Origin of the sequence: Ruegeria sp. HKCCD6428 (genome assembly GCF_013110595.1) — a bacterium.
GTDB lineage: Bacteria > Pseudomonadota > Alphaproteobacteria > Rhodobacterales > Rhodobacteraceae > Ruegeria.
This window is the reverse complement of the sequence record NZ_WVQX01000001.1, coordinates 1,019,343-1,040,376: the sequence shown is the minus strand read 5'-3', so window position 1 is coordinate 1,040,376 and position 21,034 is coordinate 1,019,343. Positions and strand designations below refer to the sequence as shown.

General features: G+C 57.2%; 21 protein-coding genes. 9 read left to right on the top strand and 12 right to left on the bottom strand.

What is annotated here, in order from left to right:
* Positions 1-186 precede the first annotated feature (186 nt).
* On the top strand, positions 187-888 hold the full coding sequence (locus GS620_RS05155; RefSeq protein ID WP_171614399.1) for a thioredoxin family protein: 702 nt from the start codon (positions 187-189) through the stop codon (positions 886-888).
* Here GS620_RS05155 and GS620_RS05150 read toward each other — a convergent pair whose 3' ends face one another.
* The 4 genes from GS620_RS05150 to purB form a co-directional block, all read right to left on the bottom strand.
* On the bottom strand, positions 889-1,812 hold the full coding sequence (locus GS620_RS05150; protein WP_171614397.1) for a lysophospholipid acyltransferase family protein: 924 nt from the start codon (positions 1,810-1,812) through the stop codon (positions 889-891). It abuts the gene before it with no gap.
* A 138-nt stretch (positions 1,813-1,950) separates the two neighbouring features.
* Positions 1,951-3,024, bottom strand: coding sequence for a flagellar motor switch protein FliG (locus GS620_RS05145; protein ID WP_253283800.1), 1,074 nt, complete (start codon positions 3,022-3,024; stop codon positions 1,951-1,953).
* 96 nt (positions 3,025-3,120) lie between these two features.
* Positions 3,121-3,663, bottom strand: a complete 543-nt coding sequence (locus tag GS620_RS05140) for a tetratricopeptide repeat protein (protein WP_171614395.1) — start codon at positions 3,661-3,663, stop codon at positions 3,121-3,123.
* 374 nt (positions 3,664-4,037) lie between these two features.
* A complete protein-coding gene (gene purB / locus GS620_RS05135; protein WP_171228076.1) occupies positions 4,038-5,342 on the bottom strand; it encodes an adenylosuccinate lyase in 1,305 nt (434 codons plus the stop codon).
* Positions 5,343-5,430: 88 nt separating this feature from the next.
* Between purB and GS620_RS05130 the strand changes: the two genes are divergently transcribed.
* The 3 genes from GS620_RS05130 (at position 5,431) to GS620_RS05120 (ending at position 6,838) form a co-directional block, all read left to right on the top strand.
* Complete coding sequence (locus GS620_RS05130; RefSeq protein WP_171614393.1) at positions 5,431-5,763, top strand: hypothetical protein; 333 nt, start codon at positions 5,431-5,433, stop codon at positions 5,761-5,763.
* A gap of 174 nt (positions 5,764-5,937) precedes the next feature.
* Positions 5,938-6,498, top strand: a complete 561-nt coding sequence (locus tag GS620_RS05125) for a hypothetical protein (RefSeq protein WP_171614391.1) — start codon at positions 5,938-5,940, stop codon at positions 6,496-6,498.
* 10 nt (positions 6,499-6,508) lie between these two features.
* Positions 6,509-6,838, top strand: coding sequence for a hypothetical protein (locus tag GS620_RS05120; RefSeq protein ID WP_171167593.1), 330 nt, complete (start codon positions 6,509-6,511; stop codon positions 6,836-6,838).
* A 30-nt stretch (positions 6,839-6,868) separates the two neighbouring features.
* Here the strand turns inward: GS620_RS05120 and GS620_RS05115 are convergent, their stop codons facing one another.
* Positions 6,869-8,083, bottom strand: coding sequence for a bifunctional alpha/beta hydrolase/OsmC family protein (locus GS620_RS05115; RefSeq protein WP_171614389.1), 1,215 nt, complete (start codon positions 8,081-8,083; stop codon positions 6,869-6,871).
* Positions 8,084-8,357: 274 nt separating this feature from the next.
* Here GS620_RS05115 and GS620_RS05110 point away from each other — a divergent pair, with 274 nt between their 5' ends.
* On the top strand, positions 8,358-8,552 hold the full coding sequence (locus GS620_RS05110; RefSeq protein ID WP_171204975.1) for a hypothetical protein: 195 nt from the start codon (positions 8,358-8,360) through the stop codon (positions 8,550-8,552).
* A 10-nt stretch (positions 8,553-8,562) separates the two neighbouring features.
* Here the strand turns inward: GS620_RS05110 and dddP are convergent, their stop codons facing one another.
* Complete coding sequence (gene dddP / locus GS620_RS05105; protein ID WP_171614387.1) at positions 8,563-9,906, bottom strand: dimethylsulfonioproprionate lyase DddP; 1,344 nt, start codon at positions 9,904-9,906, stop codon at positions 8,563-8,565.
* A gap of 123 nt (positions 9,907-10,029) precedes the next feature.
* Between dddP and GS620_RS05100 the strand changes: the two genes are divergently transcribed.
* Positions 10,030-10,773: a DUF3445 domain-containing protein gene (locus GS620_RS05100; RefSeq protein WP_171614385.1), complete on the top strand. Its 744-nt coding sequence runs from the start codon at positions 10,030-10,032 to the stop codon at positions 10,771-10,773.
* Positions 10,774-10,809: 36 nt separating this feature from the next.
* Here GS620_RS05100 and GS620_RS05095 read toward each other — a convergent pair whose 3' ends face one another.
* The 5 genes from GS620_RS05095 to GS620_RS05075 form a co-directional block, all read right to left on the bottom strand.
* Positions 10,810-11,721 carry a hypothetical protein gene (locus tag GS620_RS05095; RefSeq protein ID WP_171614383.1) on the bottom strand — a complete coding sequence of 304 codons (912 nt, stop codon included), beginning with the start codon at positions 11,719-11,721 and terminating at the stop codon, positions 10,810-10,812.
* Between the two features lie 197 nt (positions 11,722-11,918).
* Positions 11,919-12,707 carry a lytic transglycosylase domain-containing protein gene (locus GS620_RS05090; protein ID WP_171204971.1) on the bottom strand — a complete coding sequence of 263 codons (789 nt, stop codon included), beginning with the start codon at positions 12,705-12,707 and terminating at the stop codon, positions 11,919-11,921.
* Between the two features lie 66 nt (positions 12,708-12,773).
* Positions 12,774-13,421, bottom strand: coding sequence for an MSMEG_1061 family FMN-dependent PPOX-type flavoprotein (locus tag GS620_RS05085; RefSeq protein WP_152458344.1), 648 nt, complete (start codon positions 13,419-13,421; stop codon positions 12,774-12,776).
* Positions 13,422-13,547: 126 nt separating this feature from the next.
* Positions 13,548-14,954, bottom strand: a complete 1,407-nt coding sequence (glnA, locus tag GS620_RS05080) for a type I glutamate--ammonia ligase (RefSeq protein WP_171228085.1) — start codon at positions 14,952-14,954, stop codon at positions 13,548-13,550.
* A gap of 41 nt (positions 14,955-14,995) precedes the next feature.
* Entirely contained in the window at positions 14,996-15,334 is a 339-nt protein-coding gene (locus GS620_RS05075) for a P-II family nitrogen regulator (RefSeq protein WP_152458342.1), read from the bottom strand.
* Positions 15,335-15,505: 171 nt separating this feature from the next.
* Between GS620_RS05075 and GS620_RS05070 the strand changes: the two genes are divergently transcribed.
* The 3 genes from GS620_RS05070 to tig all read left to right on the top strand — a co-directional run bounded on the left by GS620_RS05070 (position 15,506) and on the right by tig (position 20,056).
* Complete coding sequence (locus tag GS620_RS05070; RefSeq protein WP_171614381.1) at positions 15,506-17,107, top strand: NAD(P)H-hydrate dehydratase; 1,602 nt, start codon at positions 15,506-15,508, stop codon at positions 17,105-17,107.
* 308 nt (positions 17,108-17,415) lie between these two features.
* Positions 17,416-18,540: a porin gene (locus GS620_RS05065; protein ID WP_171362661.1), complete on the top strand. Its 1,125-nt coding sequence runs from the start codon at positions 17,416-17,418 to the stop codon at positions 18,538-18,540.
* A gap of 184 nt (positions 18,541-18,724) precedes the next feature.
* Positions 18,725-20,056 (top strand): trigger factor, encoded by a 1,332-nt coding sequence (gene tig, locus GS620_RS05060; protein ID WP_171614379.1) that lies wholly within the window; start codon positions 18,725-18,727, stop codon positions 20,054-20,056.
* A 100-nt stretch (positions 20,057-20,156) separates the two neighbouring features.
* Here tig and GS620_RS05055 read toward each other — a convergent pair whose 3' ends face one another.
* The gene (locus GS620_RS05055; RefSeq protein ID WP_152458338.1) at positions 20,157-21,011 is read right to left on the bottom strand and encodes an acyl-homoserine-lactone synthase; all 855 of its coding nucleotides are present in this window, start codon (positions 21,009-21,011) and stop codon (positions 20,157-20,159) included.
* Positions 21,012-21,034 lie beyond the last annotated feature (23 nt).

Genomic DNA, 21,034 nt, shown 5'->3' with positions numbered 1-21,034 from the left:
TGCTGAGTGTTATCTGCATCACCAAGCCCCCGTGTTCAAGGCTGAACACGCAATGAGAGGCAATTTTGTATACTATTGTACACTTTTTCGCGGAGGGAATGTATCAAAGCCTCAAGAAACCTTGATTGGCTGTTGAGTGTCAAAGCAGCTATCCCTGAGATCCAACCGCCCAACCCGAGAGTTCACATGTTCAGATCCATTGCTTTGGCCACCGTGTTTTCCTGCCTTGTGGCGGTACAGGTCGCGGCCGAGGAAGACCCGGTTGTGGTCGAGCTGTTCACGTCTCAAGGGTGTTCATCCTGCCCGCCGGCGGATCGGATCATGCATGATTTGGCCAAGCGCGGCGACGTCATAGGGCTCGCTTTGCATGTCGACTACTGGGACTATATCGGGTGGAAGGACGAATATGCGAACCCCGATCATACGCTTCGGCAGCGGGCTTATGCCCGCGAGGGGGGGCGTTCCATGATCTATACCCCGCAGATGGTGATCAACGGGCAGCACGACATCGTCGGGGCGCAATCCCGTGAACTTGATCGATTGATCGAAGCGCATCTGAAAGCAGCGCCCGAAGCGCTTGTGACGGCCGTGCGCTCAGCCGATGAAGTGACAGTGGATGTGACGCCCGTCGAGTTGCCGAAAGGCGATACCTATGACGTGCATGTGGTTCAGTATTCTCCCCTGCGTCACGCTTCGATCCGTCGTGGAGAGCTGGCCGGGCACGAGCTGGACTATGCCAATGTCGTTGAGGCCTGGCAGATTGCGGGGCAATGGGATGGAACTGCACCGCAATCATTCACGGTTCAGCTTGGTTTGGACCTGCCGGCAGTCGTTCTGGTTCAAAGGGCCGGGGAAGGGCCGATTGTTGCCGCCACCCGGGTCAAGTGATCAGGGCATTTCTTCCGGTTTGATGCCCAACCCGTTCCAATGTTTCCAGCGACGGTGAATCCAGAACCATTGCCCCATATGCTGCCGCACCATCTTTTCCAGATCGTCATTGGTGAACTGGGTCATGGTTTTAGGGTCCGTGTGCGGAACCGGTTCGTGCAGAACGATCTCAAAATCGATACCGTTGGGCTGACGCACCGCGTAACACGGAATCAGCTCGGCATTGTATTTGATGGCCAACTCGGCGTTCAGCACGGATGTCACGGCGGGTTTGCCGAAGAACATCAGTTCCTCACCGCCCATTGCATGAAGATCGGAAACGATGGCAATGATCCCGCCCTTTTTCAACGAGCGTACCATCTCGACCATTCCGCGCCGCCCCTGTTCGAACATCGGGGCGCCTGTCTTGTAGAAGGATTCGACATAAGCGTCGTTGAAATACGGGTTGGCCATCCGCCGATACAGGCAGCCGATGGGCTGACCGCTGTATGTCTGCAAGGCGATGCGCGCTGCCAGGTAGTGACCGAAATGCGCCGTAATCATCATGACCGGACGCCCCTCGGCAACAGCCGCGTCTAATGCAGTGATACCTGGCCCAGAAATCTTGGCCTTGCTCTGCCGTTCGATAAAGTCTTCCGGAGAAAAATGTTCCATGATCGCACGACCGGCATTGTCCGGCACATCGCGGCAGATCTGCCTGACTTCGGCTTCAGGCAAGTCCGGGCAAGTCAGCTTCAGATTTCGACGGACACGTTTGCGAAACCCGACGACAGGTGCCAGAAACCGCACGATGGCCCCCATCGTTGCAATACGCCGCTCATAGGGAAGCATGCGCATAACGCGGATGACCCCCTGGAGAAACAGGTTGGCGACATAGTATTTCCCAAGCTCAAACCGGCTGAGCTCCGACTTTTCAACGGGCATGGAGGTGTCTCACCGCGTGTTGCGAATTGCTGAGAAAGACATACAGCCCGATGCCTGCAAGCTCAAGCGCCCAGACGGGCGGAAAACCTGAACCCGCAGCAGGTGGCCGGATCGCGCAATACCCGTGGGTTCGCGGGGTCAGGCTGCATCTTCCTCGTCATCGTTTTCGATCAGAACAATGGAACCGGCATCGACCAGAACGCGAATGGCGGCCACGACCTGTGTCATGGCATCTTCGGCTTCTGATTGTTTGACGCGCCCACGTTCGGCCATTTCCTCGCGCAGATTATCGGCCATGCGGGACGAAATGTTTGACAGAATGAATTCAACGGAGGCTTTGTCATCATCTGCGGCGGCACCTGCCAATGCGGTGACAAGAACCGGCTGTTCCACTTCACGCAGGATGGCGGGAACATCGCGGGCCGCGATACGGCTTGGGATATGGGCAAAGGTAAAGATCGACTGGCGTACCAGATACGCAAATTCGGCGTCGTCTTCGTCCAATGCGTTCAACAAGTCGTCGCGTGTTGCGGCCGCCGACTGGTTCAGGATCGCGCCCACGCGTGCGTCGGGACCATTGTCGAAAGCCTGAGCAGGCCGCTGATCCAGTTGCGCGGCCAGCGACCAGCCAATACGTTCAACCGCTTCGGGGGTGACATTTGTTGTTTTCGAGATGGCATAGGTAATGCGCCGCGCAACCGGGCCCGGCATATGGGCCAGCATCTGCGCCGCCTGTGCGGTATCCATCTTTGAAAGCATGACGGCCGCCACCTCGGTGCTTTCCGCCTGGGCCATTTTGGCAAGATCCTCAACGGATACCTCACGCAGGCGTTGCCATGGATCGCCGATCTGGCGCACCCCGGCAAGCTTGCGCAGGCGCGCGGCCGTCGATGGTGCGATCTTTCCGTTCACCGCATCCAATGCACCTGCAAGCCCATGTGGAAAAGCAAGCCCGACATTGTCCAGAGCGTCGCTGAATTCCTGGGCCACCACGCCTAGAGTGACGCGATCGACAAGGCCCATTTGACCAAGTTGATGGGTCAATGTCTCTTGCAGGTCGTCTGGCAATTCCTCAAGTGGAATATCGGCGCCTTCGTTCAACAGAAGGCGCACGACAACGGCCGCTTTTTGCCGACCGGTCAATGTTCGCGGAACAACTTGCGGCGCGTGTTCATCCCCCGCGGCAAGTGGGGCAGACCCCCCATTTGCCATTTGTATCAAAGCGTTTGTGTCCTGCATCTGCCCGTAGTGCCAAATTTTCCGAACCACGGGCAGATTAACGGGAGTTGGGTTAAATAACCCTGAAGCTCAGTAGCTGTAGGTCAACCCTGTCCGGATGGCCTCGCGCAGAGACGTCTCGGCCCAGGTCCCTTCGCCGCCGCGGGCCTTGATCTCGCGCCATTGCTCGATTGCCAGATCGGTTTTGCCTTCGGTTACAAAGCCTTGCGCCATGTAGCTGCGCGCCAGAAGATTGTCGGGATTGGCATTGATGGCATTCTGGTAAAAGACGTTCGCCAGCTCCAGCTCGCCCATCTTGCGGTAGGTAAAGCCCCAATAGGTCTGCACACGGTCGTCGTCCTGATCCATGATCCGCAGGATATCCTGCGCGTGCCCGTATTGCCCGTCATAGGCCAGTTCGCGGACGGCGTCGTAAAGCTGATTTTCCGACAGGTTGGTTTTGTTGGGTTTCACGCACCGGCCTCTGGCTTCGTCATAGACCCGACCGAACAAACATTTCTTGGTCGTATTCGTCGGTTTCGGCGGGCTGCTGCTGTCGCCGCCTGCGGCGTGGACCACCGGGGCAAAGGCGAAGGCCTGCAAAGCGAGGGCTGAAGCTAACAAAAGGCGCATATTCTTACTCCGTTCTCGGGGCTGCTCACAAAATCATAGTGCGATCTACAAAAAAGCTAACAGTGGAACGGTTGCTTTTATTCACAAGTCGGACAGAAATTCGTCAGCTGTTGACGGATTTCGCGCAGCTTTGCGTTTCAGTGTCCCAGGTTGTGCCGGGCGCGCAGGATTGCGTCTGTTTGGAATGCCCGCTGCACGCAAAGCTGGCAGATGCCACACAAACAAGTGCAAGTGAGCAAAGAACGGTACGGATCATGGTGCCTCTCCCCAAAAAATCATCCACAGAATAACCGATTTCGGGCGGTCTGGCAAAAAACAAGGCCCGGCCTGTGAAATGCAGACCGGGCCGTGGGAAGGCGGCGTCGAGACCTACGTTATTCGCCGAATACCCGGGCGAAGATCGTATCAACGTGTTTGGTGTGATAGCCGAGGTCGAATTTCTCTTCGATTTCTTCGGGGCTGAGCGCGGCAGTTACATCGGCGTCCGCCAGCAGTTCCTGTTTGAAATCGGTGCGGTGTTCCCAAACCTTCAACGCGTTGCGCTGGACCATGGCATAGGCGTCCTCACGGCTGACCCCTGCCTGGGTCAGGGCCAGCAGAACACGCTGGCTCATGACAAGACCGGGGAATTTGTTCATGTTTTCCAGCATGTTTTCGGGGAAGATCAGCATCTTGTCGATCACGCCGGTCAGACGGGCCAGCGCAAAATCCAGTGTAATCGTGGCATCCGGACCGATCATGCGCTCGACCGAGGAATGCGAGATGTCGCGTTCATGCCAGAGCGCGACATTCTCCATTGCCGGGATCACTGCCGCGCGTACCATGCGGGCCAGCCCGGTCAGGTTCTCGGTCAGTACCGGGTTTTTCTTGTGCGGCATGGCAGACGAGCCTTTCTGGCCCATCGAGAAGAATTCTGCGCCCTCCAAAACCTCGGTCCGCTGCATGTGGCGGATTTCGATGGCGATGTTTTCGATGCTGCTGGCGATGACGCCAAGCGTCGCAAAGAAGGCCGCATGGCGATCACGCGGGATCACTTGGGTGCTGATCGGTTCGGGCACAAGGCCCAGTTTGTCACAGACATGTTCCTCGACGGCGGGATCGATATTGGCGAATGTGCCGACGGCGCCGCTGATGGCCCCGGTTGCGATTTCCGCACGGGCGTCGCGCATACGGGACAGGTTGCGGTCCATCTCGGCATAGAACCGGGCAAAGGTCAGGCCCATTGTCGTGGGCTCTGCGTGGATGCCGTGGCTGCGGCCGATGCGAACGGTGTCCTTGTGTTCAAACGCACGGCGCTTGAGCGCTGCCAAAAGCCCTTCGAGATCGGCGATCAAAAGGTCCGCCGCGCGCGTCAGCTGGACGTTGAAGCAGGTGTCCAACACGTCCGAACTGGTCATGCCCTGGTGCACGAACCGGGCCTCTTCACTACCGACATGTTCGGCGAGATGGGTCAGGAATGCGATGACGTCATGCTTGGTGACGGCTTCGATCTCGTCGATGCGGGCGACGTCGAATTCCACGTCCTTGGCTTTCCAGACGGCTTCTGCATTCTCGCGCGGGATCACGCCCAGATCGGCCATGGCATCGCAGGCATGCGCCTCGATTTCGTACCAGATGCGAAACTTCGTTTCGGGCGACCAGATGGCAACCATGTCAGGGCGGGAATAACGGGGAATCATTGGCGGCAGCACCTTTATGTGATTGGGATGAGGCGTTGGCGCGGGGTTTAGCCGCCTGTGCGCAAGGGAACAAGATGTGAGAACAGGTATGAGACGGTTTGCCCTGATTTTCGCCCTTTGGCCGGGTGTTTTAGTGGCCGGAGACTTCCAGAAACTGTCCGGAGAGGAAATCCTGTCAACCTTGGCGGGCAAGAAGCTGGAATACGGCGCGGGTGTTTGGCAGGTTTTCGAAGCCAGCATGACCACGCAGTATTTCTCGGGCGGGCCCAGTGTCGGGCGCTGGGCGGTGAGAGGGGATCAATACTGCTCGGCATGGCCACCTGCCGATTTGTGGGCCTGCTATGACGTCTGGCAAAACGGGGACGCGATCCGTTTCGTTGATGATGCGGGCGGCCAGACCGTCGGGGTCTATGCGAAATAGAACTCATGTATTTGTATGAAAAACTGGGGCGTGATGCTTGCAAGAGTCAGGCGACATGTGCGGGGAAGGGAAATACCTGAACGCGGTTTTCCTGGGTCTTCGCAACGCAGTGCTGGACAAGTCGCGCCTTGAGCGGTCAAGCTGAGGGCGAAGAAATCATCAGGTTATTGAGATATGCGTTTATTATCATCTCCAATTCTTGCCGCTTGCGCCGCTGTCTGGCTGGGTGAGGCAGGATCAGCACTGGCCGACACTCCGGTGACATATACCGAGGATGGTCGCGCTCTGTTTAGATTCGACGTGCCCGATTTCTGGGTGCTGCGCACTGGCGGCCCGCGTGAGATCGAAGACACCGGGTTGGATGATCCGCGTGCGGTGGCTCGGGTCATGGGGCTGCGCCCCGTAACGGACGACAACGTCTGGATGGGGTTTGTTTCACCTTCAGGGGTTGCAACCATTCAGGATGGGGTCCGCTACTTGCAGGACATCGACAAGTTTCTGGTCAAAGACCCGACCCTTACCAGCACCAGCGACATCCGCATCGGCGGGTTGCCCGCCCGGGTCTTTCGGGGGACGGGGCGCCGCGATGGCAAGGGGGTGAACTTCACGGCCACTGTCATTGATTTGCCGCGCAACCGTGTCGCCATAGCTGTTGCCATCCTGCGGGACGGGGCAGACCCGGATTTCGCCAAAGATTTGAACGCCGTTTTCGCGTCGTTCCGGTCGCTTCTGTAAGGGGGGCAAGATGCGCATTGGACTGATCAAACGGATTTCCCTCGCATTGGGGCTGGGGGCCGCGACTTTGACGTTGTCGGCCTGTGACGGCGTAACGGTCGGCGTCGGATACGGGTATGACCCGTTCTATGACTCGATGCTGTGGAACGACTACTATCGCGATGTCGATGTGAATGTTGATATCGACCGCCCGGACCGCCCAGATCGACCTGATCGGCCCGTGCGTCCCGAGCGTCCGAATCCACCGGTTGCCAAACCGCCTGCGCGGCCGCGGCCCCCGGTGGCCCGGCCACCTGCCGCGCGGCCACCGATCCATCGCCCGGCACCACGCCGCAGATAATCAAAAGGCCGCCTGTCCGGCGGCCTTTTCTCAGGTAAGAAGTTCGGTTGTGATATGCGCCGAGCCTTCAAGTGTCCGGTGAACCGGGCATTTGTCTGCGATTTCCAGCAGGCGCTGTTTTTGTTCCTGATCAAGCGGGCCGTTCAGGCGGATTTTGCGGCGGAACTGATCCACTTTGCCCTCATTTGCCAAACCGGCATCCTGAGCATGAACTTTGTCATGGCAGACATCTACGCTGACACTGGTCAGCGGCCATTTTTTGCGGCGCGCGTACATCCTTATCGTCATGGACGTGCAGGCGCCGAGGCCGGATGAGACAAAGCCATAAGGCGACATGCCCTTATCCGTGCCACCATAAGAGGCAGGCTCATCCGCAACCGCATGATGGTGCGGGCCTGCCTGAATATCCTGCATGAAGCCATTCGGATCCGCCTCTGTCACGCGAACGACACCTTCGGGCGCACCCGGGGGCGGCGCGGGTGGGCAAAGTTTCAGATAGCGCGAGACCCAAGCCGAGATGACATCCGCGGCATATTCAGCATCAGACGCCCGTGTGATCAGGTGATCGGCATCGTCGAGGGTGACGAAGCTTTTTGGGTGCTTTGCAGCCAGAAAGATGGTGCTTGCGTTGTCGATACTGACCGTTTCGTCCCGAGGGGCGTGCAGGATCAGCAAAGCGGCCTTGAGATCAGCGATCGAGGCAGACAGGGCCGATCCCGCAATGTCGTCCACGAACGCTTTGCCAATTCGAAACGGGCGCCCGCCCAAGGTGACCTCGGCGCTGCCCTCCTGTTCGATCTGGGGCAGGGCTTCCTCGAAATGATGGGACACGTGGACGGGATCCGCCGGTGCGCCCAAGGTGACCACAGCCTTGACCGTCGGAATTCCGGCACGCGCCCGCAAAACCGCTGCGCCGCCAAGCGAGTGACCGATCAGAAGGGCAGGGGCCATGTTTCGTCCGGCCAGATATTGCGCGGCCGAGATCAGGTCCTCGACATTCGACGTGAAGGTCGTGTTGGCGAATTCTCCTTCGGAATGACCCAGGCCGGTAAAGTCGAACCGAAGCACTGCAATTCCCATGGCCGCCAGGCGGGCCGAAATGCGCCGGGCCGCAGGTATGTCCTTGGAACAGGTGAAGCAATGGGCAAACAGGGCTGTCGCAAGGACCGGACCATCCGGCAAATCCAGCCGCGCGGCCAATTGGCTGCCTTCATGTCCGGCAAAAGTGATGCGTTCCGTGGGCATGTCGGCTCCTTGAACGGTTCGGGGAAACATCCCCAATACTGTGGTCAAGCCCGCCGGGTCACAACCCTTATGTCAAACGCGTCACGGGAAGGTGAGAACCAAGCGAGCGCCTTGCAATCCGAAAGATGCCCCGGGCGGTGACAGGCGCGGCCGCTAATTGGGGGTGCTTGGCGTTCCATCAATGTGTGTGATGCAAAACCGAACAAGCATTCGTTTCACTTATGTCGCAATCAGGCCCATCTACGGCCTACAGCAATTGATAAAGGAGACGCAGATGGCACATGCAGACGCTGCCGCACACCTTCCAAAGATACTTCCCGGTACAGTCATGGCGATTGTTCTGGCTGGCCTCGTGGGTTTTGCCGTCGGGCAATCCCGGCCCGCAGTTTTCAGCGGGCCGCAGGCTCAGGCAAGTCCAACTGTCGAAGATTGGCACGGCAACGTGCGCCGGTCTCATTGGTCAGAATGAGGCGCCGGCCTCACTCGAGCCCCATCAACCGGGCATCGAAGGGGTATTTCGTCAGGTTCTCATATCCGTCTTCGGTTATGAGAACCTGATCCTCCAGCTTGATGCTGAAATCGCCACCCACTTCGCCCACGCAGGCTTCGACACACAAGACCATTCCGGGTTCCAGCGGATAATCGTAGGCCCCTTCAACCGCCTTGTCCGGATAAGCAACCAGCGGCCATTCATCGCAAAGCCCGACGCCGTGCATCAGACAGCCATATTTCTGCGCCTGGAACTTCTCGTCCAGCCTGTGGGAATTTGCGGTCAGTTCCGGGATCATAACGCCGGGCTTGAGCATCTCCATATTGGTCATGATGTGTTCATGGGCGTGCTGCATGGCATAGATCATGTCCTCGCGTGGCTTCTGATCGCCGATCCACCAACTGCGGGAAATATCGATGCAAATCCCGTAAGAACCAATCAGGTCAGTGTCGAACGAGATGATCTCGTTCTGCTGGGTGATCCGCGGGCCGCATTCCTGAAACCACGGGTTGGTCCGCTGGCCCGAAGCCAGCAGACGGGTTTCGATCCATTCACCGCCACGCCTGATGTTTTCGGCGTGAAGGACAGCCCAGATATCATCTTCCGAGGTCTTGCCGTCGCCGACATTGGCACGGGCAAACCGTTCCATTTCGGCAACCGCAGTTTCGCAGGCATGGCTGGCGCAGCGCATGGCCAGGATTTCGTCAGGCCCTTTGATGGCGCGGGTCTTCTCGGTCAGTTCTTCGCCTTCCATGATGTCGAACCCCTGCGCCTCGAGCGCGCGCAATCCGTGCAGCATGATCTTGTCGACCGCCAGGCGCATATTGCCGCCGCCGTGTTCTTCGATCAGTACGCGTACTTCGTTCGAGAACACATCTGCGGCCACGTCAACCTTGTCGCCCCGGTCGAAGTAAAACAGGTCAGCGCCCGAGCGCTGCTCGCGCACAAGTGGGTTGAAGGTGCTGAGGAAGGGGGAGTTCTTGTAATCCCAGATCACCATATAGCCATCCGCGCACAGCAAAACCGCCCGAAACGGATTGTGGGTGTTCCACAGCTGCATATTCGTGCTGTCGGTGGCATAGCGGATATTCAGCGGGTCAAAAATCAGCAAACCGCCATAGCCGCGATCCACGACGGCCTGTGTCAGCCGCTTCCAGCGGTGTTCCCGCATCCGTGCCAGATTGGGAAGTTCCAGCCCCGCAGCGGCCCACTCGTCAAACGCAAGCTGCGTCGGACCAATCTCGATCCGGTCATTTTCGTTTGGCGTACCATCGCCCAATGTCGTGCCACGGCTGGGGTCAATCTTGCGCGCGTCTCGGTAGTGCTGGTTCATGGCTGGCCTCGTTGCTTGTTCCAATTACAATTCATCCGCCACGACCAATCGTCTGAGAAAAATGCGACGGCGAGGTTGTCGTTTTCGACCGACAAGAAATGCTGCGCATGCTAAGCCCCCGGCATGACTCGTATTCTGCAAAACAAGATCCCGTATGATGTCGAAAACCCACGCGCTTTGCCGGGTATTCAACCGGCAACCATGGAAAACTGGCTGCATCAGGATGAGGCTTTTGCCGACCAGATGCGGCGCCGCGAAGAAATTCTGTCTGAGCGGCGCGACGATGTTCTTGCGCTTGATCCTGGGGCCAAACCTGCCGCGGTGGAGTTGCTGGATCTGGTGCTGATGCAGACATATCCCACGGCCGTGGCAGAGGCCGCAAGGCCGGATGGCGTATCCGTCGCGATCGACCGCGACCGTCCGCTTGATACGCTGTGCAGGCTGGTGCAGGAGGACTTCTGCATTCTTCAGAAACGGGGAAATGAGCATGTTCTGACGGGTGCCATTCTGTGTTTTCCTGCCAGTTGGCGCTTGTCCGAGAAATTCATGCGGCCGCTGATTGATATCCACGTGCCCGTGGAAAGCTATGACGCCAATGTCGCGAAACGGGTACAGAGGCTGTTTGACGGTATTCAACCCGGTCGCCCGCTGTGGCGCTTCAACGCCCTGTGGTACGAAGACCCGGAGTTGTTCCAACCTCGCAGTGCCAGTGAGCCGCGCGAAATACGGGACCGGCGTCAGGCGTCTTATCTGCGAAGCGAGCGGCAGACGTTGTTGCGTTTGCCGAAAACCAACGCGGTCGTGTTTTCCATCCACACATACATTCTGGCCGCAAACGCGATCCCAAAAACGGAAAACCCCGCCTGATGGCGGGGCCTCCTAGGAGGGTCTTCGATAATTCTTTTACATGCCCAAGGCACCCGCAACATCAGCCAACGCGTTGCTGGCGTTCAGCGCGACAATGGCGAATGTGAGCACAAGCACCTGTGTGTTCAGGCGGAAATCCTCGCCCCGGATCAGGTTGACTGCGGCCATCGATACGGCAATTGGCGCTGAAATGCTGGCCAAAACTCCGGTCATGCACCAACTACTAAGGCGCAGGATGTCGCTTGGCTTGTCATCATCATCCGCGATGGCCGCACCTGCGTCTATCTGGGTGGGCAGGTCTGCCTCGTCGCTTCGGAACGCGATGCTGAGCAATTGTTCGTCGGTCAGTTGAATTGGACGCGCGGCAGGAGAGTGTAGGGCAGTGATCGTGTCATCCTGTTCAGACTGCTGCATCCCGGCGAACTGTCCGGTCAGTGATTGAAAGATCTGCTTTCGATCCCGCGTTGTTCGGCTTGGTGTCAGGGTGTCAAAGGCGCTCATGAAGTGCTCGACTGTAAGAACCGTGTGCGGCGACAACCATTCAACCCGTCGGGTCGAACAGATATCGACCATGCGATACAGAGTGACCACCAGCATCAGTTCCGAAATCTCGGCGTCGTCCAAAAGTGGCGAGACTGGAGTAATTGTCAGCACCAACCTGTTTTGGGGATGCGACACGCGGGGCTTTGTTATGGTTTTCAACCCTGCGGCGCGATCCATGCGCTCGTAGCGGTCCTGCTGCCCGGAGGCGCCTGTATCCAGAGTCATCCGCACAAGATACTGGCTCGAGACGATGCTGGCCTCGGTCGCGCTGAGCAGGGCCTTGCGCTCGACCAGATGACCGTAGTCTTCCAGCGTCGTGGCAACGATGGATCCAAAGCGCTCTATTGCGCCGGTTGCGTCGCCATCAAATTGCAGGCCGCCATGGTAGCTGTGCTTCCGAGCCACTGCCCCGTCCTTTTCTGCGTTCTGTTATTCAAAGACTAGCACCCCATCTTGGAGAGAATTTGGCGAAAAATGCAAAAAAGTGAAATTTCCTAGCGATTGGTTACGCTTTGGAAACCAAGCAACTAAAGGCTTTTGTTTGTCACTGTGGCGGAAATGTGGCGAAATCAGGTGCGGCGCGTGGTGCCGGTGCGGCGGGGCTAATTGTCGATTCGGGCAGCCATTATTGCGATGGATTGCTGATAGACCGAGGCTGCATTCCACTGCTGCAAGACGCGAAAATTTGGTTCTCCGGGTTGATAACCGCGCCCCGGTTTCCACCCCTTCTTGCGAAGAAAATTGGCGGTTGAGGCCAGTGCATCCGTCATGTTGTAGAAGTCCACGCGCCGGTCGCCCGTAGCATCGACACCATAGGTCAGGGCGTTGCCGGGCAGGAATTGCGTGTGGCCCAGTTCGCCATGTTTTGCCCCTTTTGTCGCCATTGTGATACTACCCATGTCGACCAGTTTCAGTGCCCCAATTGCGTGGGGAATAAAGAACTCTGACCGGCGACAATCATAGGCCAGTGTTGTGATTGCGGAAACAACCTGACTGTCGCCCATGAAATTGCCAAAGCCGGTTTCCATGCCGTGAATGGCGATCAGAACGCCCGCAGGAACACCATATTGCCGCTCAAAGGCGGCATAATAGTTCGGGTTGGCGGCTTTGCGTTTGCGCCCCTGTGCGACGATTGTATCGGCCCCTCGAACACGCATGAATTTGTCCAGCGAGTATTTGAAGCTTTTTTGATTGCGGTCCGCGGCGATGGTGCGCGTGGCATATTGGGTCTGGGACAGCGCTTGCAGACCTTTCTTTTTCACTCCCGCCTTGCGTGCCTGTTTGGCAAAATCGGCCTTCCACGCCTCAAATCCTGCGCTGGTGTTGCCACAGGGTGCGGCCAGAACCGGGGACGTCAGGGAAAGGGCAAGAATGGTGGCAAGGCGAAACATGGGCGTAATCCGATGGAATTGAAATCTGCGGTTAGCCTAGCGTGGGCTGCGTCTTGGGCAAAGCGGTTAATAAAGGTCCAACTCGCCCTTTTTCCTGAGCGTTTCGAACCATTCCTCAGGCGTGGCATTGATGCGGGCGTGTTTCACCATCATCGCATTCATATTTGGCAGATGGGTCGAATCCGGCCAGTCTTCGGGTTGCCACAGATGTGCGCGGATTACACACTTGGGACAGTGTGCAAATGCTGTCTCGACGTGGATGAGCAGCGCCAGTTTGGGTGGGTGCCCGTCAATGGCCATGGTTTCAAGCAAACGGGGGTCAGCACAGATGCGGGCCGTGCCGCGAATGCGGAGCGTTTCCATCTTGCCGGGAACAAAGAACAGGACGCTGACGCGCGGATCCTTGAGAACATTGTGAAACGTATCCACGCGTTTGTTTCCCGGCCGATCCGGGATCGCGATCAGGGTATCGGACAGCACCTGAACAAAGCCGGGCGGGTCACCACGGGGTGAAACATCAAGATGCCCATCCGTGTTGGCCGAAGCGATAAGGCAAAAGGGCGAGGTCGCTATGAAATCGCGACACATCTGATCGAGGGAGGACACCTCCTTGGCAGTGATCTGTGGCAGCGGATGGCCAGAGATCCTCCTCAGCTCCTGTTCGGATGTCACAAGGTTTGTGAATTTCGAGAAAGGTGAGGTATCGCAAGGCATGCTGTCGTCTCCGGTCGGGAGTGTTCTCACCAGTTTGTTGGATCAACGGCGGCGCGTCAAACCGTGTGGGCAGAAATGACAAGGGCGCCCGAAGGGGCGCCCTGCCAAATCGTTTCCGTACTCAGCTTAGCAGCTGTAGTACATGCCGTACTCCACCGGGTGCGGCGTGTGCTCGTAGGTTTCCACCTCTTCCATCTTAAGTGCGATGTAACCGTCGATCTGGTCTTTGGTGAACACATCGCCCTGAAGCAGGAAGTCGTGATCGGATGCCAGAGCTTCCAGAGCCTCACGCAGGCTGCCGCAGACGGTCGGGATGTCGGCCAGTTCCTCGGCGGGCAAGTCGTACAGGTTCTTGTCCATCGCCTCGCCGGGGTTGATCTTGTTCTTGATACCGTCCAGGCCAGCCATAAGCAGGGCGGCAAACGCCAGATAGGGGTTGGATGACGGATCGGGGAACCGCGCCTCGACACGTTTGGCTTTGGGGCTTTCAGTCCATGGGATACGCACACAACCCGAACGGTTACGTGCCGAATAGGCTCGCAGAACGGGGGCTTCAAACCCGGGAATCAAGCGCTTGTAGCTGTTGGTCGACGGGTTGGTGAAGGCGTTCAGGGTCTTGGCGTGTTTCAGGATGCCGCCGATGAAGTACAGCGCCTCGTCCGAAAGGTCGGCATATTTGTCGCCAGCGAACAGCGGCTTGCCATCTTTCCAGATCGACATGTTCACGTGCATGCCGGTGCCGTTGTCACCTGCGACCGGCTTGGGCATGAAAGTGGCCGATTTGCCGTAGGCGTGTGCTACGTTGTGGATGACGTACTTGTATTTTTGCAGCTCATCGGCCTGCTTGGTCAGGCTGTCAAAGACAAGACCCAGCTCGTGCTGGCACGAGGCCACTTCGTGGTGGTGCTTGTCGACCTTCATGCCCAGACGTTTCATGGTCGACAGCATTTCCGAACGCAGGTCCTGCGCTTCGTCGATGGGGTTGACCGGGAAGTAGCCGCCCTTGACGCCCGGACGATGGCCCATGTTGCCCATCTCGTATTCGGTGTCGGTGTTCCACGACGCATCCGTTGCATCAACTTCGAAAGATACTTTATTGATGCTGTTGGAAAAACGAACGTCATCGAACAGGAAGAATTCAGCTTCGGGACCCATATAGGCAACGTCACCGATACCGCTGGACTTCAGGTAGGCTTCGGCTTTCTGCGCGGTTCCGCGCGGGTCGCGGCCATAGGCTTCACCGGTGTCGGGCTCAACGATCGAGCAGTGCAGACACAGTGTCTTCTCCGCATAGAACGGGTCGATGTAAGCCGAAGTCGTGTCGGCGATCAGTTTCATGTCCGAGTTTTCGATCGATTTCCAGCCTGCAATGGACGAGCCGTCAAACATGAAGCCTTCTTCCAGGAAGTCTTCGTCGACCAGATCGACGTCCACCGTGACGTGCTGCAGTTTGCCGCGCACGTCGGTGAAGCGGATGTCGACATATGCGACGTCTTCTTCGCGGATTGTATTGAGAACTGCCTCTGCGCTCATTCCCTTGGTCCTTCTGATAGATGTGTCAGTAATGTTGTGAGTTAGAGTGCTTCTGAGCCGGTCTCGCCGGTCCGGATGCGAATGGCTTGGTCGACGGGCGAGACGAAAATCTTGCCGTCTCCGATCTTGTCGGTTTTGGCGGCCGATACGATGGCTTCGATCGCGGCGTCGACCTGGTCGTCGTCCAATACGACCTCGACCTTAACCTTGGGCAGAAAATCGACGACATACTCGGCGCCGCGATACAGTTCGGTATGGCCTTTCTGGCGACCGAAGCCCTTGACCTCGATGACGCTGAGGCCCTGGACGCCCACATCCTGCAATGCCTCTTTCACTTCGTCCAGTTTGAACGGCTTGATGATCGCTTCGATCTTTTTCATCCCGGCTCACCTTGAATGGTTGTCTCAGGGGCAGTGATCACGTCTAAGATCGGGCGGCAATGTGATTGCGATATCGTGCGGGTCGGGGTGCTTGGAAAAACGGCTGCGTGCTATTTTTTGAGCGACTTGCACAAAAAGTAATCAAAATTGAATCGAGCAAGGGGTGAAAGGATGGAATTGCTGACAGCGGCACAGATGCGGGCCATTGAGCAGGCCGCCATCAAGTCTGGTGACGTGACCGGTCTGGAGCTGATGGAGCGGGCCGGGCGGGGTGTTGTTGACGCGATTTTCGAAGAATGGCCCGTGTTGGACAGGCGAGGGGCCAGCCCCTCGCGCTCCCCGGGATATTTAGGGCCAGATGAAGAGGATCCGCTGCGCGCAGTGGTGCTGTGCGGACCGGGCAACAATGGGGGTGACGGGTTTGTCGTGGCGCGGCTTTTGCAGAAGCAGGGGTGGGCGGTTGAGGTGTTCCTTTATGGAGACCCGGAAAAGCTGCCTCCGGATGCGCGGGTGAATTATGAGAGATGGGGGGCAAAGAACGAGGTTCGCGTCTTCGCTGTCGACTCCGCCCCGTTGGCGGATGATTTTCTTGGGTTTCCAAAGAGCATTGATCTGGTTGTCGACGGGGTTTTTGGCACGGGTCTCACCCGGCCATTTGCAGGGGCGTTTTCCATGTTGGCCAATGCGCCGGTCAGAGACCTGCTGCGAGATCGAGGCGTAAAGGTCGTTTCAATTGACGCGCCAAGCGGCTTGTGCGCCGACAGTGGTCGCATTCTTGGTCAGGCGATTGTTGCGGATATGACGGTGACGTTTCACAGCAAGAAGCTTGGGCATGTTCTGTGCGATGGTCCGGTGACCTGCGGGACGGTCCGAACCAAGTCGATCGGGCTTGAAACACTGGAAGACGGTCAGATCGTTCACACGACCGAGGCTGACGGGGTGAAGCTTTCGAAAGTTTCGGTTGGCCACAAATACTCACATGGTCATGCTTTGATCCTGTCTGGGGGGGCGGGCAAAACAGGGGCCGCGCGTTTGGCGGCGCGGGGGGCTTTGCGGGTTGGAGCGGGGCTGGTGACGCTGGGCGTGCCGCCGTCTGCGCAGATGGAGGTGGCCAGCCAGATCACGGCTCTCATGTTGCAGCGGGTTGATGGGGCTGATGGATTGTCTGAAATACTTGAGGATACGCGCCTGAATGCACTCTGCCTTGGGCCTGCGCTGGGATTCGAGCGGGCGCGGGCGCTGGTGCCGATTGTCCTAGCTGCACGGCGGGCGACCGTGTTGGATGCGGATGCTTTGTCAGCTTTTGCAGAGGATCCCGGCGCCCTGATCGCGCGATTGCACGACAAATGCGTACTGACACCGCATGGCGGGGAATTTGCTCGGGTATTCCCGGACATCGCCGCGCAGATGAACGCGCAACCGGCCAAAGGCCCGGCGTTTTCCAAGGTGGACGCAACGCGTGCTGCCGCAAAACGGGCTGGGTGCGTGGTTCTGTTCAAGGGCCCGGACACGGTGATCGCTGTGCCGGATGGACGGTGCGTGGTCAACTTGGCCGTATACGAAAGAGCGGCTCCCTGGTTGGCGACGGCCGGGTCTGGCGATGTGCTGGCAGGGTTCATCGCAGGTTTGTTGGCGCGAGGTTTGGCACCAATGCAGGCGGCGGAAACTGCCGCGTGGCTGCATGTGGAATGTGCGCGCCAGTTCGGGCCGGGTTTGATCGCGGAAGATTTGCCGGAACAGGTGCCGGAGGTTTTTAGAAAATTGAATACTTGAGTTTGTTGGGCGTGGAACGGCTCAATTTACGGCGAGTCGGCGGAAATCCGCCGTCAAGGTTCACATCAGTGCAGACCGAATGTTTGCCAGATGCATGGCTGGACGTCACAATTTATTTGCACACTGTGCTTTGGATCTTCGAATGGATTCGTAACTGTATGAAATAAAATGAAAAATAACCAATTTTTCGATATGCCATGTTGCGAATTTGCAATTCTTGCGAGGGAGTGAATGCGGGCCACTGGAACGCTCGCAGTTCGTAAACAAATGGACAGTACCTGAACCCCGAACCTTTCATGGTGAGTGAAATGACCCTTAACATCAAACCGATATCAGTAGCCGCTGTTCTGACTGCGACGACCGCCATCCCGGCTGTGGCGGAAATGAAATACGAAAACAATAGTGGCGGATATGTGCTGCTGTATGGACAACTGCACCCCGCCTTGATCTCGGTGGATGACGGACAGGATACCGAGACCCGTGTTCTCGACAACGATCTGTCGAACAGCCGTGTTGGCCTGCGTCTCGTGCAGCCATATGGAAGCAACGAATTCCAATTTTGGTTTGAATCAGGCCTTGGCCTGCCGGGTTCGGCGTCTGCCGATCAATTCGGAACCAACGCAGATGGTTGGAATCGCGAAGACATTCGCCACGTGGATTTTTCGCTGAAAGGTGGCTACGGCAAGTTTTCGGCAGGTCAGGGCAGCATGGTCGCTGATGGCGCCGCAGAAGTTGATCTGTCATATGTCGGAACCGCGCTGTATTCGTTTACCAACGATGAAAATGCAGGGTTCTTCTATCGGGACACGACCGGTATGCTGAGCGGTATTACGGTTGGTGACAGTTCCAGCAACTTTGACGGCGCGCGGCGTGGTCGTGTGCGGTATGATACGCCGTCGTTCAACGGGTTTTCCGCCGGATTCGCATATGGTCAGAACATTTTGTCCAGCAGCGACGACGACGACTATTATGACGTCGGCCTGTTTTATGAAAACACCTTTGCCGGTGGTGTGGAATTCGCTGCAGCCGTTGCCTATTCGGTAAGAGACCGGGATAACAATTCGGGGGATCGCAAAGATACGATCGGTTCCGCTTCCGTCCTGCTTCCCAGCGGCCTGGGCTTTACGATTGCGGGCGGTACGCGCGACGATGATCAGGCCGGTGCCACGGATCCGAACTATTGGTACGGTAAGATCTCGTACGAAGGCAACTGGGTGTCCTGGGGCAAGACCGGCGTCGGCATCGATTATTATGATGGCTCGGATTTCCAGAGCAACGGTTCTGACACCAAAGCATGGGGTATCGCGGTCGTGCAGAAAGTCGAGCCGATCAACACGGATGTTTATCTGAAATACCGCAACCACGATTTCGATGACGGCTCGTCATTCGACAACAACGAAGCATGGGTTCTGGGCGCACGCTGGAAGTTCTGATTGTCGGGCTGGGCTAAGTGCGAGCGCCCCAGTTTCCGGGGCGTTCTTTTTTGCGGTTTTGGCGATCAAATACCACTGGATTCAGCCTTTGCCCCTTGCACGCGGGCGGCAGGGCAAATAGAAGGCTTCAAATTTGCCCGGCGCGCCCGTTTTGCGCGCCCCGAATCCTATGGGGACTACCATAATGCAGGTTACCGAGACGCTGAACGAAGGTCTGAAACGTGGCTACAACATCGTTGTGTCAGCAGCCGAGCTGGACGAAAAGGTCAATGAAAAGCTGACCGAAGCGCAGCCGGAAATCGAAATGAAAGGTTTCCGTAAAGGCAAGGTGCCTATGGCGCTGCTGAAAAAGCAGTTCGGCCAGCGCCTGTTGGGCGAGGCGATGCAGGAAACCATCGACGGCGCCATGAACAAGCATTTCGAAGACAGTGGTGATCGCCCTGCGCTGCAGCCCGAGGTCAAGATGACCAATGAGGACTGGAAAGAAGGCGATGACGTAGAAGTCGCCATGTCTTACGAGGCGCTGCCAGCGATCCCGGAAGTTAATCTGAAATCGGTCGAGTTGGAAAAGCTGATCGTCAAGGCTGATGAAGCAGCCGTCGAGGAAGCTCTTAACAATCTGGCGGAAACAGCTCAGGATTTCAAAGCGCGCCGCAAGGGGTCAAAAGCCAAGGACGGCGACCAGATCGTGTTCGATTTCGTCGGTAAGGTTGACGGCGAAGAATTTGAAGGTGGTTCGGCAGAGGATTACCCGCTGGTTCTGGGCTCGAACAGCTTCATCCCCGGCTTCGAAGAGCAGCTGGTTGGCGTGAAAGCCGAAGAAGTAAAGGACGTCAACGTTACGTTCCCTGAAGAGTACGGCGCCGAGCATCTTGCTGGCAAAGACGCTGTTTTCACCTGCACCATCAAGGAAGTCAAAGAACCGGTTGCTGCGGAAGTGAACGACGAACTGGCTAAAAAATTCGGTGCCGAAGATCTTGAAGCCCTGAAAAGCCAGATCGCAGAGCGCCTGGAAGCTGAATATGCAGGTGCATCGCGCGCCGTGATCAAGCGCGCTTTGCTGGATGCGCTGGACGAGAAGGTGTCGTTCGATCTGCCGCCGTCGCTGGTTGAAGCCGAGGCCAAGCAGATTGCGCATCAACTGTGGCACGAAGAAAACCCAGAAGTCGAAGGCCACGACCATGACCCGATCGAGCCCACGGACGAGCACACCAAGCTGGCCGAGCGTCGCGTGCGTCTGGGCCTGTTGCTGGCTGAACTGGGCCAGAAGGCCGAGGTTGAAGTTACCGACGCCGAGATGACGCAGGCGATCATGAACCAGGCACGTCAGTACCCGGGTCAGGAACGTCAGTTCTTCGAGTTCGTTCAGCAGAACGCGCAGATGCAACAGCAGCTGCGTGCCCCGATCTTTGAAGACAAGGTTGTGGACTATGTGTTGGAGCTGGCTCAGGTCACTGACAAGGAAGTCAGCAAAGATGACCTTAAGAAAGCCGTTGACGCATTGGAAGAGGAGTAATCCTCTTCCTTCCCTTCGTCAAAAGAAGGGACAAAAAACGGAGCCGCCTGCAATCAGACGGCTCCGCATGGGTGGCTTTTGTATCTATGAGGTGAGGGGGTCAGGCCTCATGAGCAAAAGCACGGGGGGTTTCCAAAAGAGCAGTTCTTTGCTCTGGCGTGAACGTATCCGTGAGCGCTTCGATCAGCTTGAGGACATCCTGCCGTTCAGCTTCTGTTTTTGCGGCGCTCATCTGTTCCACAAAATATTTCTCGAGATCGGTGAGTGGTTTGTGATCCTGGTTCGCGGGGTTCTGTGCTGCGGCTTTCTTCGCGGCAAACAGAGCTAACGCTTCTTCTTCGTCCATAAAGACGTCGTTGTGAATGCCCGCAAATTCACGCAGGCCGGCGATGCGTTCTTCGGTGCAGTCCAGCAGAGCGGCCAATGCGTGAACCTTACCCATTGGAACTGTCTTACCGACATAGTCGTAAGGCGCGCAATTCGAACGCTTCAACACCCTATCCATAACCGGATCAATCACGGTGATGATGTCCTGAATACCTGCATTCTTCGCATATTCCAAAGATCCGATCATCAACTCGCAAGTCGCGTAGGAGACCGAGTTCTTTTCTTTGCCACGCGTGAGCCGTTGCGTGTCGACGCAGAACCGGGTCGATTCCCACATGGTCGCACTGCGAAGTGGTGCTTCGCCGCAAAGGATCGCCGAAAAGACATCCGACAACATGTGTGGTCCGGTGGTCTGGAGGGCACGCACGGCTGCGACGACATTCCCCTCATCGTCGAGTCCGATTACATATGCCGGGTCCAGGTGATCGAACTCGTCGATCTCTTTGCCATCTTCAATGTTGACGTCCCATCCCAGGCGTTCGCCAAAAACTCTTGCTCTCAACTCGAACATTTCATCAAGAACTTCGCTGAACATATGTCTGTTCAGGCCATCTACCACGATGATCATTTCTTCCCCCTTCGAGTGGTTGT

Coding starts and splice junctions, on each gene's coding strand:
- GS620_RS05130 (WP_171614393.1), top strand. CDS start 5,431: ATGAGACGGTTTGCCCTGATTTTCGCCCTTTGGCCGGGTGTTTTAGTG.
- dddP (WP_171614387.1), bottom strand. CDS start 9,906: ATGAACCAGCACTACCGAGACGCGCGCAAGATTGACCCCAGCCGTGGC.
- GS620_RS05055 (WP_152458338.1), bottom strand. CDS start 21,011: ATGATCATCGTGGTAGATGGCCTGAACAGACATATGTTCAGCGAAGTT.
- tig (WP_171614379.1), top strand. CDS start 18,725: ATGCAGGTTACCGAGACGCTGAACGAAGGTCTGAAACGTGGCTACAAC.
- GS620_RS05150 (WP_171614397.1), bottom strand. CDS start 1,812: ATGCCCGTTGAAAAGTCGGAGCTCAGCCGGTTTGAGCTTGGGAAATAC.
- GS620_RS05140 (WP_171614395.1), bottom strand. CDS start 3,663: ATGCGCCTTTTGTTAGCTTCAGCCCTCGCTTTGCAGGCCTTCGCCTTT.
- GS620_RS05120 (WP_171167593.1), top strand. CDS start 6,509: ATGCGCATTGGACTGATCAAACGGATTTCCCTCGCATTGGGGCTGGGG.
- GS620_RS05070 (WP_171614381.1), top strand. CDS start 15,506: ATGGAATTGCTGACAGCGGCACAGATGCGGGCCATTGAGCAGGCCGCC.
- GS620_RS05155 (WP_171614399.1), top strand. CDS start 187: ATGTTCAGATCCATTGCTTTGGCCACCGTGTTTTCCTGCCTTGTGGCG.
- GS620_RS05100 (WP_171614385.1), top strand. CDS start 10,030: ATGACTCGTATTCTGCAAAACAAGATCCCGTATGATGTCGAAAACCCA.
- GS620_RS05075 (WP_152458342.1), bottom strand. CDS start 15,334: ATGAAAAAGATCGAAGCGATCATCAAGCCGTTCAAACTGGACGAAGTG.
- GS620_RS05090 (WP_171204971.1), bottom strand. CDS start 12,707: ATGTTTCGCCTTGCCACCATTCTTGCCCTTTCCCTGACGTCCCCGGTT.
- GS620_RS05115 (WP_171614389.1), bottom strand. CDS start 8,083: ATGCCCACGGAACGCATCACTTTTGCCGGACATGAAGGCAGCCAATTG.
- GS620_RS05145 (WP_253283800.1), bottom strand. CDS start 3,024: ATGGCAAATGGGGGGTCTGCCCCACTTGCCGCGGGGGATGAACACGCG.
- GS620_RS05085 (WP_152458344.1), bottom strand. CDS start 13,421: ATGCCTTGCGATACCTCACCTTTCTCGAAATTCACAAACCTTGTGACA.
- GS620_RS05110 (WP_171204975.1), top strand. CDS start 8,358: ATGGCACATGCAGACGCTGCCGCACACCTTCCAAAGATACTTCCCGGT.
- GS620_RS05065 (WP_171362661.1), top strand. CDS start 17,416: ATGACCCTTAACATCAAACCGATATCAGTAGCCGCTGTTCTGACTGCG.
- GS620_RS05125 (WP_171614391.1), top strand. CDS start 5,938: ATGCGTTTATTATCATCTCCAATTCTTGCCGCTTGCGCCGCTGTCTGG.
- glnA (WP_171228085.1), bottom strand. CDS start 14,954: ATGAGCGCAGAGGCAGTTCTCAATACAATCCGCGAAGAAGACGTCGCA.
- purB (WP_171228076.1), bottom strand. CDS start 5,342: ATGATTCCCCGTTATTCCCGCCCTGACATGGTTGCCATCTGGTCGCCC.